Consider the following 14446-nt stretch of genomic DNA (forward strand, 5'->3'; position numbering starts at 1 on the left):
TTTCCTATTCCAGATTACTTGATGTTTGCAAGTTGTTGTTTGATACGTTTGAAATCTCCAGCACTTACGATTGCGCTCTTACGCAATTTACGTTTTTGCTTTGTAGATTTGTTAGCGAACAAGTGACTTGTGTACGCATGAGAACGTTTAAGTTTACCAGAACCTGTTTTTTTGAAACGTTTAGCAGATCCGCGGTGAGTTTTCATTTTTGGCATTGGATGTTTCCTCCCTCTGTTACTTTTACTTTTCGACTTTTGGTGCAAGCATGAGGAACATGCTGCGTCCGTCCATCTTAGGTTTTGTTTCTACTGTTGCTACTTCAGCGCAAGCTTCAGAGAAACGGTCTAACACGCGCTGTCCGATTTCTTTATGCGTAATCGCACGGCCTTTAAAGCGGATAGAAGCTTTCACTTTATCTCCCTTTTCAAGGAATTTGATTGCATTACGGAGCTTCGTGTTAAAATCATGTTCATCGATTGTCGGGCTCAACCGAACTTCTTTTAAGCTAATGATTTTTTGATTCTTACGTGCCTCTTTTTCCTTCTTCTGTTGTTCGAATCGGAACTTACCATAGTCCATGATTCGGCAAACAGGTGGTTTTGCATTTGCAGCAACTAACACAAGGTCAAGATTGGCTTTCGTAGCAATTTCCAGAGCTTCCTGGCGGGTTTTAATCCCAAGCTGATCGCCATTTTGTCCGATCAAACGAACTTCACGCGCACGAATACCTTCATTAACTAATTGATCTTTGCTAATAGTGAGCCACCTCCATGAGATTTTGAATTGAGTTCACAATTCATTTTGACCATTTCGTTGTATGTTTTACAGGCAAACAAAAAGTGTGGGCATATAAAACACCCACACTGCGAACATTTGCATGAAAAAATAAATGTACGGTCAACCTGTCAACTACAAACATGTGTCAATCAGGTGAGAAGCGGGTGCTTCTGCTTGTGATATCTATTCAATTCGTTAACTATTCTACACAATTTTCATTTGTCCGTCAAGTAACCGAACTCTTGAAACAACTTTTTCATTTTAGCATGACGAAACGATTTGGGCAAGCCTTATTTAAAAAGAAATAAAGTCTCTTCAAATCCTTCAATTTTTCATTATCACACCGATATAAATCAAGTTGTATACATAAATAAACAAAAATATAAATCATATTCCATATAAAAAAGGATTATATATCTATTTTTTCAAAAAAATGATTGATTTTATAATTCTTTAGACTTATCATTGGAGAAGTATTCAAATTCATTTAATAAATTAAGGAAAAGTAGGGGATTTATTTGAAAAAGTTTTTTAAGATTGGGTGTCTTAGTATCATTATTCTCATTTTGATTATTATCTTTGTATCTTGTATGGCTGGGGGCGGCAGCAAAAAAGATAATACATCAAATACTGGTTCTAAAAATGCAGTAACGAGTAGCGAAAAGAAAAATGATAAAGAAAAAACGCATAAAATTGGAGATAAAGTAGCAGTCGAAGATTTTACTTATCAAGTAAACAGCGTAACAGAAGCGAAATCTTTACAAAAACAGTATATGAGCGATGTAACGACAGACGGCAAATTTGTGATTGTTGAAGTAACGGTCAAAAATACAGGTAAAAAAGGCAGAATGGTAGATACTGAGATGTTCAGGTTAATTGGCAAAGACGGCACAGAATACAAATCACTTGCAACAAATAATATGTATGTAAATGATACCGATTCAAGTTTCTTCTTAAAACAAATAAATCCTAAATTATCTAAAAAAGGCAGAATTGCTTTTGAAGTTCCAAACGAAAAGAAATTCTCGCTTCAAGTCTCATCAGGATTAGGATGGACTGGCGGTAAGTATAAGACCATTGATTTATCAAAATAATGTAAGAGTGCACATTTTTGTGCACTTTTTTTATTACTAAATAATCTATTTAAACTCTAAAACTTCTATTGTAAAATGAACATGAGCCTGTCACATGCAATTGAGGGTAACTACATACATAACAAGGGAGAAGATCATGAAAGCCGTATTTTTCGATTTAGATGATACTTTGCTTTGGGATGAAAAAAGCATTCATACCACTTTTCAGGAAACATGCAGGGAAGCGGAAAAGAAATATGGACTTGATCCAGAATCGTTTGAACAGATTGTGCGTGAAGAAGCAAGAAAGCTGTACTCTTCTTATGAAACATATGATTATACTGTCATGATTGGCATTAATCCTTTTGAAGGACTGTGGTCCAATTTTAGTGAGCCGATTAGCGAAGGCTTTCAAAAGCTGAACGCCCTTGCACCAGAGTATCGCAAAAACGCTTGGACAAACGGCTTAAAAGAGGCAGGAATTGACGATGAAGCATTTGGTCAATACTTAGCAGATTTCTTTGCAGCAGAGCGCAGAAAACGCCCGTATGTCTATGAAGAAACGTATCCTGTTTTAGAGCGCCTGAAGGGCAACTATGAATTACTTCTTTTAACAAATGGAGATCCTAGTCTGCAAAAAGAAAAACTTGCAGGTGTTCCGGAACTTGCCCCTTACTTTAATGAAATTGTGATTTCAGGAGATTACGGGAAAGGAAAGCCTGATCCTGGCATCTTTGAGCACTGCCTTCAGCTGTTAAATCTCACAAAAGATGATGTCATCATGGTAGGAGATAATCCAAAAACAGATATTCTCGGCGCTTCTCGCGCTGGCATCCAAACCGTTTGGATCAATCGTCATGGCAAGAAAAATGAAACAGATGTGACACCAGATTATGAAATTAAAGACTTACACGAATTGTTTGATATTTTAAAATAAACCATAGGAAAAACACCCTTCTCCTGATCGAGATTGGGTGTTTTTTCGTTTTCGGCTATACAATTGCTGCTAAACTTTGTGCTTGACGATCTAAGCCGCGTGCTGCTTCTCCTACATTCATGAATTCCTCGCTTGCCTGCTTGACAAGATCCCGGTTTGTAAACACACTTGTCTTTGCACGGCTTGTTCCGTTGCTGACCTTTTCAACTTCTAAATGGATCGCCTTCACATAACGATCCACCTTTACGATCGCTTCCTTTGAATCTGTCGCAAGCTTACGGATTTCTGCCGCGACGACACTAAAGCCATTTCCATAGGAACCCGCATGCGCAGCTTCTATGGCCGCGTTCAATGCGAGCAGCTGCGTTTGGGAAGCGATACTGTTAATCGTTGTAGCAATTGAGCTGATCGACTCCACCTGCTCTGTTAACCCTTCTAGCAAACTCATATTTTGATCCGTTTCATTCGCGATATGTTCAAAAGAAGCATTTACACTTTGACTATGCTGGATGCCGATTTCCGCTCGCTCCATTAATTTTGCAGACATATCCTTTAGGTCTTCTACTACCTGCTTCATTGTGTTTTCTCTCTCCGTAATATCTGTTGCCACTTTCACGACAGCCACTACATTCCCCTCTTCATTGAGCACTGGTGTATACGTCGCTTCAAGCCATAAGGTGTCACCGTACTTCGTGATCCGCTGCACCTTTTCCTGAAACACTTGACCATTCTTCAAACGCTTCCAAAACATTTGATAACTTGCGTCTTCTGCAATATGCGGAGGACAAAACTGTCTATGCTTTAAACCAATCATTTCTTCCTTTGAATATCTCATGGCTTTTGCAAAAATATCATTGACCCATAGGACCTTACCTGTGACATCAAATTCAATCATCGCCAGTGAGTGCTCTAGCGCACGAAGCACAGCTGATTGCTCCAATACTTGTGTTGATGAAGTGTTTGTTGTTTGAATCATCGCTTTCATTCCCCCAATTTGCCTATCTCTAATAGTACATACTTACCCATACTTTCGTACTATCTAAACGTATCATTTGCGCAAATGGATCACTAGTGGAGAATTTTTTTCCATAAGAAAAAAGCCAGCAACCTCAATAGATGAGATCACTGACTGTTTCGTGCGCCTTCATTATTTTTTTGCTTCTGCGACTGCATGTTTCACAAAAGCTTCGAGGTCCATTGTTTCTGAATCTTGTTCCCCATATTTTCTTACATTGACCGCGCCATTTTCTGCTTCTTGATCACCGACAACTAGCATGTACGGAATCTTTTGCATTTGCGCTTCTCTAATTTTGTATCCTATTTTTTCATCACGACTGTCTAGTTCTACACGCAGTCCTTCAAGCTGCAAACGTTCTTGCACTTTTTTCGCGTAATCTAGATGGACAGATGGTGAAACCGGGATGACTTGGAATTGTACAGGTGCCAGCCATGTTGGAAGAGCTCCTTTGTATTCTTCAATTAAGAAGGCAACGAAGCGTTCCATTGTGGACACAACTCCTCTATGAATGACAACTGGACGATGGTGTTTTCCATCTTCTCCGATATATGTGAGATCGAAACGCTCTGGAAGTAAGAAGTCTAGCTGTACAGTAGACAAAGTCTCTTCTTTTCCAAGAGCTGTCTTTACTTGGACGTCAAGCTTCGGACCATAAAATGCCGCTTCGCCTTCTGCTTCATAGTAGTCATGTCCAAGCTCGTCCATTGCATCTTTCAGCATAGACTGCGCTTTATTCCACATTGCATCATCGTCAAAATACTTCTCAGTATCTTCTGGATCACGGTAAGATAAGCGGAATGTGTAGTCATTCAAGCCAAAGTCTTGATACACTTCTTCAATTAGGCGAACTGTACGAATGAATTCGTCTTTGATTTGATCTGGACGAACAAAGATATGAGCATCGTTTAATGTCATCCCGCGAACACGTTGAAGGCCGGATAAAGCACCTGACATTTCATAGCGGTGCATTGTACCAAGCTCTGCAATCCGAATTGGCAATTCGCGATAGCTATGCGGCTCGTTTTTGTAAATCATCATATGGTGCGGACAGTTCATTGGACGGAGGACAAGATCTTCGTTGTCCATTTCCATCACAGGGAACATGTCTTCTTGATAATGCGCCCAGTGGCCTGATGTTTTATACAATTCTACACTCGCAAGAACGGGTGTATACACATGCTCATAACCAAGGCGTACTTCTTTATCAACAATATAACGCTCAATGACGCGGCGAATTGTTGCCCCTTTTGGCAGCCAGAGCGGAAGACCTTGGCCCACCTTTTGAGAGTTCGCAAACAGTTTCAATTCCTTGCCTAGTTTACGGTGATCACGCTCTTTTGCTTCTTCAAGCAGACGTAAATGCTCGTTTAATTCTTCTTTGCTGAAGAAAGCTGTTCCGTAAATACGCTGAAGCATTTGGTTGTTACTGTCGCCTCTCCAGTAAGCACCTGCAAGGCTTAACAGCTTGAATTCTTTGATTTTCCCTGTAGACGGCAAGTGAATACCTCGGCATAGATCGAAGAATTCACCTTGCTCATAAATTGTGACGGCTTCGCCTTCTGGGATTGCTTCTAACAGCTCTAGCTTCAATTCATCGCCAATTGCTTCAAAGCGTGCTTTCGCTTCTTCTCTTGAAACTTCAATGCGCTCAATCGGCAAATTGCTGTTAATGATTTTTTTCATTTCTTTTTCAATCTTTGGTAAATCTTCAGGTGTAATCGCTACATCGATGTCGACATCATAGTAAAAGCCATTTTCGATGACAGGGCCTACGCCAAACTGGACGTGATGCTCTTTTCCATAAATGCGTTTGATTGCCTGTGCAAGCAAATGCGCTGTGCTGTGTCGCATAATATCGAGCGCTTCTTCACTCTTATCTGTGATGATCTCGATTGTTCCACTTTCTAACAGCGGCGTACGCAGATCTATTTCTTTGCCGTTCAATTTACCGGCAAGCGCTTTTTTCTTTAGGCCTGGGCTAATTGATGCCGCGATGTCTTCTGTTGTAGCTGTTTTGTCAAACTCCTTGACTGCTCCATCTGGAAATGTAAGTTGAATTTGTTCTGACATCTCTAGTCACTCCTTTTTTTGGCAATATAAAAACCCCGCCCCCTGGAAAGGGACGAGGTTGAATAAACGGAATCGTGGTTCCACCCTTTTTCCCGTATTTGCAGCTTGCTTTGTCAAAAACAAATACGGCTTGTGGTTCAATAACGGGAATTCCCGTCAGCTATTACTAAACAGTTCACAGCTGATGTTCAAAGGTGGTAAAGCAAATGTTCCTACGCTAGGAAGCTTTCAGCCACGGCTTCCCTCTCTTTAAGCGGGTGTTCATTTGTTCATGTCCTTATCAATACGGTCTCTGTATGAAGTTACACCGTATTATAAAACGTTTTTTCGTGAAAATCAAGAAAGCTTTTCACTTTTCTTTTCCAAATGACTAGGAACAAATTGAACATGCTGTTCCTGAAACGAATGAGGAGGGAATACCTCAACTCTTTCTTGAAAAATATTTTGAATGGTTTGCACCATCGAGTGACCCGTATCATCTGTAAATAGGTCAATCTTTTGTGGCGCAATGGATACAAGCGGTGCAATCAACTGCGAATCAATATACATTGGATGCTCTCTTACAAACTGTCTGTCTATGTATTGTTTTTGATCACGCTCAGAAGCGTACCGAAATTCCCAAATCATCAGGCGGTCCTGATGTACAACATGTACTTTTTCAAGCTTAGGTTCTCTTGACATCACATAGTCTCGAAGGGATTGAATAAAGTTTTGATATTCTTGTTCCATTTTATATTCTTCGATGGATACTTCAACATAGTTCTTCAGCCTTCTGTCATACGCTGAGAGCCTAAATGTCATAAATGAACCAATGGAAAAAACACCTTTCTGTAAAGAAATCGTCTCAAGCTCTTTTTTTAACAGATCCTCCCTCGGCGGGTCTTGATGAATTCCAGGGATATCATCTAGATCCCCTTTCATGATGCTATGTGCGATTGAAAGAATTTGGTGCTGCTCTTCTGGATCTTTAAATAAGTATGTGTTTTCAAGGATGCTGCGCATGCGTTCATTTTCTTTGCATTCCAAAAAAAAGTGAATCAGTAATGTCCGCACAATGTGCTCTATGGCTTCTCCTGATTTCTTCGCTTCTATGAGAAGCCGGTCTTTCCCTTGTTGAATCGAAATGTGATGCCGACTGTCCAAGTGTTCAGCAAGATGTAAAAAAGCGGCGGTATCATATTCATCTTCAAAGATTATTTCAAGCATGTTTGTCCCCCCTAACGACATCTGTTACATATATATGGGGGGAACATAAAAAATAGACGCCTAAAATAAATCAGGCATCTTTCTTTTTAAAATCAGTGGCACTGAGATAAAGATCAAATAAATCAAACAAACAATCGCTAAGGCGGCATAATTTCCGCTTACAAAGCTTGATCCAAGGACATTTAACGCCACAGTACCAGGTATTAACCCTAAAAAAGTCGCTGCCGCAAATGCACGATAATTCGCACGTGAAGCTGCTGCGGCATAACTGACAAAATCAAAGTGAATGGGTGCAATGCGTAATAAGAGGATATAAAGAAATCCATGCTCTTGAATACGGGACGTCACCGCTTTTAGCTTCCGATTGCTTGATTCGTTTTCCTGCTTGTTTGAACGGAAGGTTGAGGCAAGCAGGAAAGATCCTGTTGCACCTGCTGTCGCACCAGCTAAGGCATAAATGGTCCCAAGGACACTGCCGAATGCCAAACCTGCTGCTAGCGAAAAGACGGTGAGAGGGACAAGCACAAATGGACGAAAAAGTGATAAGAAAAGAAAGACAAAGGGAGCCAGCATCCCAAATTGAAGAATCCAATTCTTCACATCTTTCGGCGACAGTTGAAGATGCTGTTTGTTGAGCCACCATAGCACAGCAGCTAGAACGCCAATCACGAGAAAAAGCAGCCATTTTCTTTTGTTCATCTCATCCGCTCCCCTTCACGTGACCTATCTTTTTATAAATGACGGCGATTTTCCCCTTCAAGCAAAACTGGTTCAGCTAGGTAGAGAATACGTTCCATTAATCGAGCTGCCTTCACCTCTTCTTTTTCCCCGCGCTGTGAGTACGTAAAGTGATGCTTTAACTCATTCGGTGAGAAATTAGAAGAGAAAAAAGTCGGCAGCTGCTCTGCCATGCGGTATTGCAAGATTGTTCCTAAAAGTTCATCTCGTACCCAGCTTGTCATCGACTCTGCTCCAATATCATCAAGCATTAAAATCGGTGTTGATTTGACCATATTCAGCTTCTCTTCGAGTGTATGATCGGCTAACGAATTTTTTAACTCTCTCACAAATTCAGGCACGTATACAAGGAGAGATGGATACTCTTTTACCGCTAGCTGCTGCGCAATCGCTGCCAGAATAAATGTTTTTCCGACCCCAAACTTTCCATGTAAATAGAGGCCTTTGCCCTTACCTGTTTCATCATAACTTTGCAAGAATTGACCTACTTTTTGAATGACTTCTTGTCTTCCAACCACATTTAAATCAGCAAACGTCGCTTGAAGAACATTCTGCGGAATATACATACTTTTCATGAGTTCTTGCTGTTTTTTCTGTCTATCAAGCCGCAGTTTGACAGGACAAGGGGAATATTCAATATCAATGCTCTGACCTTTGATCACAAGCTTCGGGTGATACCCGTCTAAAATGACATTTACATTCTCTTCCTCTAAGCAGTAAGAACAGCCCTTTGATTGCTGTACATATTCAAAGAGCCTGTTCAAACTGCGATTGATCATGTCTTCTTGGATGTCCTCTTGATGCTCCTTTAAAAAAGCTTTTACATCTTCATCAGCTAGGACACTTTCTTTAATCTGATTGTATCTCACGCGAAAATCTACCCGCCCTTTTAGCTGATCAAATGAACGACCGATCGGTTTCATCTCCATCTCACCTCACATTAATGTGCATTGTACTTTTTCATATTATTAAACTGATCTAACAATTTTTCTTTTTCTCGTTCGAGGTCCTCTGTAGACAAATTATCTGTCTGTTCTTTTGCAGGCTGTTCTTTCGTTTCAGCTTCTTTCATCCAGTCAGGCAGCTTCTCCTCGCGGATCACTTTTCCTGATCCATATGATTGACGCTTATTTTTTTGCTGCGCCCATTCTGTCATTTGTCTGTTCTCTTCTTTGGCAATTTTCATAGCAGCTGCCACTGTTTTGATTTTCTTTCGCACCCAGTGGGCGGCGATTTTCTGCATATATGTTTTGGACAGCTTCATATCGGTTTTTAGCAGTGTATAGTAGATCAGGACATTCATGACCCCAGGCTCTAGCTGCTGCTCAAGCATAATATCTTCAACAATTCTTAAGTCTGCATACGTCGGCTCAATGCCATCTGCCATATCTTTTAGAAGCTCTCTAGGCGAAATATGATCAAGCTTTTCAATCAATTTCGCATCAGGTGCATCTGCACCTGAATTTTGCGTGACATTGTGACGTAAATGTCTTGGCTGTTTTTGATCAATCAGCTTCGGCTGTTCGCCTCTGTATTCAATTTGATACCAGTCTCTCGCTGCTTTTCGCAGATCCTCAGTTGATATCATCTGATCTGAACCACAGGCACCTGCGACAATATTTTGCATTTGCAGCGGTGTGATGCCATAGACGACAGCTAACTTCTTAATTGTTTCTTTCACTTGCTTTGTTAAAGCCTTTCTCGGAATCATCATGTCCGACATGCCTGCTAACAGGAGATCAAAATCAAAAGATTCATCTGAAAGCGGTGCAGGCTGACTTGAGCCAACTGTCACATATTCGTAGCCCTCGTCAAGCGATGACGCCTGATTGATTTCCTCTGTCATCTTGCGCTCTCCTGGCTGCAAGACGTGAAACACTTCTTCAAACGATCGGGAGATATTCTTTGCATCAGCAGGAACTCCTGGATAAGAAAAATAATCACGAAGCTGCATATATTTTGCTTTCTCTACCCGATGATACAAAAGGACATTCAGCATACCGTCTTGGAAAAATTCATCCGGTCTCAGCGGCGGCACGAGCTCATATGTAAACAGTCTGCCTTCTTCCGTTTCCTGTTCATATGTGCGGAGTAATCCGATCGCTTCAAGCTTTAAGCGCTCCTCAAAAATATCATTTAAATTCGTTTGCAGCATCACCATCAGCTGACGGTGAGGTGCGGGTTTCCCCCACATTCGATTTTGTTCCAGCTCTCCCCACAGCGTCATGTATAAACTGAAAGCGGACATGCCAATAAGCGGCTGATATAAAAGAGTAATAAGCTGTCTATCGATGTCACCGAGCAATGAAGCGCTTTTGACGACATACGGATCGACGGCTAGCACTTCCTTCCAATGCTCTGTCATATGCTGATCCTCCCTTAATACGGTTGTCTTCATTGTACACTCTTTTTGCGTTTTACGCTTTACGCAGGAAAAAGAGCATGAAGAATCTTCAGCTCTTTTTTAGCGTTCTTTCTTTAATAAATCTTTTAATTCATCAATAAATACATTGATATCTTTAAATTGACGGTAAACCGAGGCAAACCTGACGTAAGACACTTCATCAATTTTCGCCAGCTCGTCCATCACCATTTCCCCTACAAGCTCGCTTTTCACCTCTGACATGCCTTGGTTACGCAATTCCTTCTCGATGTTAAAGCAGACATCCTCGAGCTGTTTTAAAGCGACAGGACGTTTTTCACACGCTTTGATCAGTCCTCTCAGCATCTTTTCCCGGCTGAATTCTTCTCGAATTCCTTCTTTTTTCACCACAATCAATGGCAATTCTTCTAATTTTTCAAACGTCGTGAAGCGATATTGACAGCTTTCACACTCTCTTCTCCGACGGATGGACTTCCCTTCATCTACTGGTCTTGAATCAAGCACCCTTGTGCCAAGGTGCTGACATGTGGGACATTTCATTTCATCAGCTCCGATCTCTTCTTGGAAGTTGTTTGTCTAGTTCTTTATAGAGGGACAAAACAGCCTTTTGACTGTAGCCAAAGTCTGTTGGCAGTGCTGTTTCTGTTGTCACATTAAAATCGACAGCTGTTTCAAAAGGACGAATTGAAATGACAGTCGCCACGAGAAAAGCTTTTTTCGGCGTTCGTATGTTTGCGCTGATTTCACCTCGTTCTGCTGAAACAGATGTCACTTGATAGGAATCGTTTCTTGAAAGAACAGCTTCTACCGCTTGAAAAGCTTGAGTTTGTGTCGATTTGTAGTAATGGCTTTTCAGCTCTGACACTGGATGATGGTCAGATGTTTCTGTATGATTTGAAATGAATCGTTTGAGCTTTTGTCCTAAAGTCATACACGTATCCCCTTTGTCATAAACCCTCTTCTTTATTTTATAAAAAAAACCTTTGTTTTCCTAGAACAAAAGTATAGACAGGTTGGATCATGCTGGATGCCCGTGTATGGAACAAATATAAAAAGGAGCATAACACAAAGGCATTTAATGCTTTTGGCCAGCTCCCATTGCAATCTTTTTTATGTTTACAGTGCTTTGGCTTGCGCCTGTTTCACTTGTACAGGTCCCATGCCTCGAGGAATTTCGATGTTTTCTCTTGTTTCAGCACCTAGTTCATCTCCGATATGATCTGCTGCAATATTCGGATCTAGATCGCCGCAAGTATAAACATCTATGCTCGCATAACCATGTTCAGGAAAGCTGTGAATTGTCAGATGAGATTCAGAAATAATGACAACTCCACTTACTCCTTGAGGTGCAAATTTGTGAAAAGCAACCTCTCTTACTTCAGCTCCTGATTTCAAAGCTGCATTTACAAACGTTTTTTCAATAAAATCCATGTCGTTCAGTTTATCACAGTCGCATCCCCATAACTCGGAGATAACGTGACGTCCGATTGTTTCCATCATGGACCCCCCTTTAAACAAGAATGAAAGAGTGAAGTTCTAAGCAGCCGGACCGGACATATACCACGGGGGAAAGTTAGTCCAAAGAGGTCCTAACCCTTTAAGTATACCCGAATGAGTCTGCGAACAAGAAGTTCACGAAAAATAGTATACTTTGTTTAGACCCATTTTGCAAGCTGTGTTTTTAGTGGGATTTTCTCTCATTTCTTGAAAAGGGACGTTCAGTCTTCTTCATTTCAAACAGCTGAAAGCTCTTTCATCTGGGAACCAACAAACTTTACAAGATCAACCACTCTGCAAGAATAGCCCCATTCATTGTCATACCATGCAAGAACTTTTACTTTTCTGCCTTCCATCACCATCGTTGTAAGTCCATCAACGACAGCAGAATAAGGGTTTGTGTTAAAGTCTGTGGAGACAAGTGGTTCATCGGTGTAATCTAATATGCCAGCAAGAGATGTTTTTGAAGCCGTTGCAAAGGCAGCATTGACCTCTTCTGCTGTGACATCTTTTTTCAAGTCGACCACAAGATCAACCATCGACACATTTGAAACCGGTACGCGAAGTGCAAGTCCATGTAATTTCCCTTTCATGTGCGGCAGCACTAAAGAAAGCGCTTTAGCGGCACCCGTCGTCGTTGGAATGATGGACTGGGCACATGCTCTTGCCCGGCGCAAATCCTTGTGGGGGTTGTCGATATTTTTTTGATCATTTGTATAAGCATGAACCGTTGTCATTAAGCCGTTGTCGATGCCAAATTCATCATCTAACAGCTTGACAACTGGTGCTAAGCAGTTTGTTGTACAAGATGCGTTTGAAATAACTACGTGCTTTTCAGGATCAAGATCATCCTCATTGACACCCATCACAATTGTAACGTCTTCATTTTTACCTGGAGCTGTAAGTACGACCTTTTTCGCTCCAGCATCTATATGGCCCATCGCTTGATCTTTTGAATTAAATTTCCCTGTTGCTTCGATCACGATATCAATCCCAAGCTCTCCCCATGGAAGCTGCTTTGGGTCTCTATTATTGAGCAAAAGCACTCTTTTGCCATTGACAATCAACGCGTCATCTTCTGCTGTCACATCGCATTCGTAACGTCCATGATTTGTGTCATATTTAATTAAATGTGCTAGCGTTTCGGCAGGATAGCTTGCGTTCACCGCTACAATTTGAATTTGATCATCAAGCATTGCTTTTCTGAAGACCATGCGTCCAATTCTGCCAAACCCATTGATCGCTGCTTTTACCTTCATGAACAGGTCACTCCTCTATTATGTGTTATACTCAATAAATTTATTTATGAAATTAGTATATCACATTAGAATGTAATTGCCAGTATATAAACGTATATTTTCAAAAAAGGGCTGTTCTTTGCAATGAAATTGACGAAAAAAGCATAAAAAAAGAAGAGTACTGTATGTACTCTTACTTATCTGTATGTTCCCATTCGTTTAATATGTTCTCTAATTGCTTTCTAATAAAAGCAAGATCTTTTGTGTTTTCTATCACACGGTCTGCTTTTTGGCATTTTTCCTCAAGAGGCTGCTGGGAGTGAATGCGATTCAGTGCTTCTTCCTCGCTCAGGTCGTTTCGATTCATGAGCCGCGACAGCTGCAATTCAGGCGTCGTGTACACAACGATGATGCGGTCGACTAGCCCTTCTAGCTTGCTCTCGAATAGGAGCGGGATATCAAGCACAACAAATGTTTCATTGTTGCTGACCCCTTCATCACGCTGCTTGAGCATTTCCTTTCTGACTTCAGGATGAACGATGGCATTGAGCTGTTTTCTTTTCTCTTCATCAGAAAAAATGATCGCTCCAAGCTGCTGCCGGTTCAGTTCACCATTTGGCAGAAGAACCTCTTCACCAAAAGTTTGAACGATTTGATGAAGGGCAGGCGCTCCTTTAGAAACCGCTTCTTTTGCAATGATATCTGCATCCACCACCCGAATGCCTTTCTCTTTTATCATCTGCGAGACTGTGCTTTTTCCGCTAGCAATCCCGCCTGTTAATCCAATGACGAGCGTCAATTCGTTTCCTCCTTTACAGCTTCCACACCCCAATTAAAATGAGCAACAGCCCTGGTAAGCATGCGAGTTTATCGATCCAGCGCCAATTGGCCAAATAATGACCTGCACGCAGTCCGATGCATACAAAAAGAGAACTCATCACAGCGACCGTGATGCTCATGACAATTGGAGAAAATCCAAGAATCGCTGCACCAATCCCTGCACCAAATGCATCGATGGATAAAGCAATTCCAAGAAGCACCGCTTCCATTCCATTAATGGTGCCAGAGCGGTCAATATCTGCACTTGTAGGCTTTCGCAAAATATGAATGACAAGCCCAAGAGACTGCACTTCTACATTGAGAAGTGTTTTTTCATGAAGGAGCAAATCACGCTCTTTCGCTGGTTTATAAAATTGATACAGAACCCAAAGTCCGATGGCAATTAAGATGCCTCCACCCAGTTTATCTGTCACTGAGACAGGGAGGAATGTCGTGAGCAGGCTGCCAATCAGCATGGAAATGAGCAACACAATTCCTGAACAGCAAGCAATAATAACGATGGCTTTAAATGGAATCCTCATCTTGCGAAGACCATACGTAAAACCTACAGAAAAGCTGTCAATGCTGACGGCAATAGCTAAAAACAGAAGCGAAAACGAAATCATACCTGTACTCTTCCTTTCTGTTCATGCAACGATGATCAAGAGTCTCTAGGCGTCCTTAGACTCT

The 14446-nt window shown here is 41.2% G+C and carries 16 protein-coding genes and 2 other annotated features; of the genes, 2 read left to right on the forward strand and 14 right to left on the reverse strand.

Annotated elements, in window-relative coordinates; genetic code table 11:
- Window positions 1-14: 14 nt before the first annotated feature.
- Both rpmI and infC read right to left on the reverse strand, forming a co-directional pair.
- Complete coding sequence (gene rpmI / locus KVT11_RS13820; RefSeq protein ID WP_003216324.1) at window positions 15-215, reverse strand: 50S ribosomal protein L35; 201 nt, start codon at window positions 213-215, stop codon at window positions 15-17.
- A 25-nt stretch (window positions 216-240) separates the two neighbouring features.
- Window positions 241-756, reverse strand: coding sequence for a translation initiation factor IF-3 (infC, locus tag KVT11_RS13825; protein WP_024718649.1), 516 nt, complete (start codon window positions 754-756; stop codon window positions 241-243).
- A 71-nt stretch (window positions 757-827) separates the two neighbouring features.
- Window positions 828-959 (reverse strand) — a sequence feature (ribosomal protein L20 leader region).
- Between the two features lie 336 nt (window positions 960-1295).
- Between infC and KVT11_RS13830 the strand changes: the two genes are divergently transcribed.
- Both KVT11_RS13830 and KVT11_RS13835 read left to right on the forward strand, forming a co-directional pair.
- A complete protein-coding gene (locus tag KVT11_RS13830; RefSeq protein ID WP_017358258.1) occupies window positions 1296-1871 on the forward strand; it encodes a DUF4352 domain-containing protein in 576 nt (191 codons plus the stop codon).
- A gap of 136 nt (window positions 1872-2007) precedes the next feature.
- On the forward strand, window positions 2008-2787 hold the full coding sequence (locus KVT11_RS13835; protein WP_017358259.1) for an HAD family hydrolase: 780 nt from the start codon (window positions 2008-2010) through the stop codon (window positions 2785-2787).
- Window positions 2788-2842: 55 nt separating this feature from the next.
- Here the strand turns inward: KVT11_RS13835 and KVT11_RS13840 are convergent, their stop codons facing one another.
- The 12 genes from KVT11_RS13840 to ytaF all read right to left on the reverse strand — a co-directional run bounded on the left by KVT11_RS13840 (window position 2843) and on the right by ytaF (window position 14382).
- Entirely contained in the window at window positions 2843-3763 is a 921-nt protein-coding gene (locus KVT11_RS13840) for a methyl-accepting chemotaxis protein (protein ID WP_008346027.1), read from the reverse strand.
- Between the two features lie 171 nt (window positions 3764-3934).
- Complete coding sequence (thrS, locus tag KVT11_RS13845; protein WP_007501674.1) at window positions 3935-5875, reverse strand: threonine--tRNA ligase; 1941 nt, start codon at window positions 5873-5875, stop codon at window positions 3935-3937.
- Window positions 5876-5920: 45 nt separating this feature from the next.
- Window positions 5921-6168: a binding site (T-box leader), on the reverse strand.
- A gap of 43 nt (window positions 6169-6211) precedes the next feature.
- Complete coding sequence (gene ytxC / locus KVT11_RS13850) at window positions 6212-7081, reverse strand: putative sporulation protein YtxC (RefSeq protein WP_008346029.1); 870 nt, start codon at window positions 7079-7081, stop codon at window positions 6212-6214.
- A 60-nt stretch (window positions 7082-7141) separates the two neighbouring features.
- On the reverse strand, window positions 7142-7780 hold the full coding sequence (locus KVT11_RS13855) for a TVP38/TMEM64 family protein (RefSeq protein WP_035391160.1): 639 nt from the start codon (window positions 7778-7780) through the stop codon (window positions 7142-7144).
- A 32-nt stretch (window positions 7781-7812) separates the two neighbouring features.
- The gene (gene dnaI, locus KVT11_RS13860) at window positions 7813-8742 is read right to left on the reverse strand and encodes a primosomal protein DnaI (RefSeq protein ID WP_008346034.1); all 930 of its coding nucleotides are present in this window, start codon (window positions 8740-8742) and stop codon (window positions 7813-7815) included.
- Between the two features lie 17 nt (window positions 8743-8759).
- A complete protein-coding gene (gene dnaB / locus KVT11_RS13865) occupies window positions 8760-10184 on the reverse strand; it encodes a replicative helicase loading/DNA remodeling protein DnaB (RefSeq protein WP_048002758.1) in 1425 nt (474 codons plus the stop codon).
- Window positions 10185-10283: 99 nt separating this feature from the next.
- Window positions 10284-10742, reverse strand: a complete 459-nt coding sequence (gene nrdR, locus KVT11_RS13870) for a transcriptional regulator NrdR (RefSeq protein ID WP_003216720.1) — start codon at window positions 10740-10742, stop codon at window positions 10284-10286.
- A gap of 4 nt (window positions 10743-10746) precedes the next feature.
- Entirely contained in the window at window positions 10747-11133 is a 387-nt protein-coding gene (locus KVT11_RS13875; RefSeq protein WP_008346039.1) for a hypothetical protein, read from the reverse strand.
- Window positions 11134-11318: 185 nt separating this feature from the next.
- Window positions 11319-11699, reverse strand: a complete 381-nt coding sequence (speD, locus tag KVT11_RS13880) for an adenosylmethionine decarboxylase (protein ID WP_003216492.1) — start codon at window positions 11697-11699, stop codon at window positions 11319-11321.
- Window positions 11700-11935: 236 nt separating this feature from the next.
- A complete protein-coding gene (locus tag KVT11_RS13885) occupies window positions 11936-12958 on the reverse strand; it encodes a glyceraldehyde-3-phosphate dehydrogenase (protein ID WP_008346043.1) in 1023 nt (340 codons plus the stop codon).
- A gap of 172 nt (window positions 12959-13130) precedes the next feature.
- Entirely contained in the window at window positions 13131-13736 is a 606-nt protein-coding gene (coaE, locus tag KVT11_RS13890) for a dephospho-CoA kinase (RefSeq protein WP_098680637.1), read from the reverse strand.
- 13 nt (window positions 13737-13749) lie between these two features.
- Window positions 13750-14382, reverse strand: a complete 633-nt coding sequence (gene ytaF, locus KVT11_RS13895) for a sporulation membrane protein YtaF (protein ID WP_007501684.1) — start codon at window positions 14380-14382, stop codon at window positions 13750-13752.
- Between the last annotated feature and the right edge of the window lie 64 nt (window positions 14383-14446).

It is taken from the genome of Bacillus sp. GbtcB10 (genome assembly GCF_019091365.1).
Lineage (GTDB): Bacteria > Bacillota > Bacilli > Bacillales > Bacillaceae > Bacillus > Bacillus altitudinis.

Excerpts from the sequence above, each read along its gene's own strand:
- rpmI (WP_003216324.1), bottom strand. The coding sequence starts at position 215 with ATGCCAAAAATGAAAACTCACCGCGGATCTGCTAAACGTTTCAAAAAA.
- KVT11_RS13835 (WP_017358259.1), top strand. The coding sequence starts at position 2,008 with ATGAAAGCCGTATTTTTCGATTTAGATGATACTTTGCTTTGGGATGAA.
- KVT11_RS13840 (WP_008346027.1), bottom strand. The coding sequence starts at position 3,763 with ATGATTCAAACAACAAACACTTCATCAACACAAGTATTGGAGCAATCA.
- thrS (WP_007501674.1), bottom strand. The coding sequence starts at position 5,875 with ATGTCAGAACAAATTCAACTTACATTTCCAGATGGAGCAGTCAAGGAG.
- ytxC (WP_008346029.1), bottom strand. The coding sequence starts at position 7,081 with ATGCTTGAAATAATCTTTGAAGATGAATATGATACCGCCGCTTTTTTA.
- KVT11_RS13855 (WP_035391160.1), bottom strand. The coding sequence starts at position 7,780 with ATGAACAAAAGAAAATGGCTGCTTTTTCTCGTGATTGGCGTTCTAGCT.
- dnaI (WP_008346034.1), bottom strand. The coding sequence starts at position 8,742 with ATGAAACCGATCGGTCGTTCATTTGATCAGCTAAAAGGGCGGGTAGAT.
- dnaB (WP_048002758.1), bottom strand. The coding sequence starts at position 10,184 with ATGACAGAGCATTGGAAGGAAGTGCTAGCCGTCGATCCGTATGTCGTC.
- nrdR (WP_003216720.1), bottom strand. The coding sequence starts at position 10,742 with ATGAAATGTCCCACATGTCAGCACCTTGGCACAAGGGTGCTTGATTCA.
- KVT11_RS13875 (WP_008346039.1), bottom strand. The coding sequence starts at position 11,133 with ATGACTTTAGGACAAAAGCTCAAACGATTCATTTCAAATCATACAGAA.
- speD (WP_003216492.1), bottom strand. The coding sequence starts at position 11,699 with ATGGAAACAATCGGACGTCACGTTATCTCCGAGTTATGGGGATGCGAC.
- KVT11_RS13885 (WP_008346043.1), bottom strand. The coding sequence starts at position 12,958 with ATGAAGGTAAAAGCAGCGATCAATGGGTTTGGCAGAATTGGACGCATG.
- ytaF (WP_007501684.1), bottom strand. The coding sequence starts at position 14,382 with ATGATTTCGTTTTCGCTTCTGTTTTTAGCTATTGCCGTCAGCATTGAC.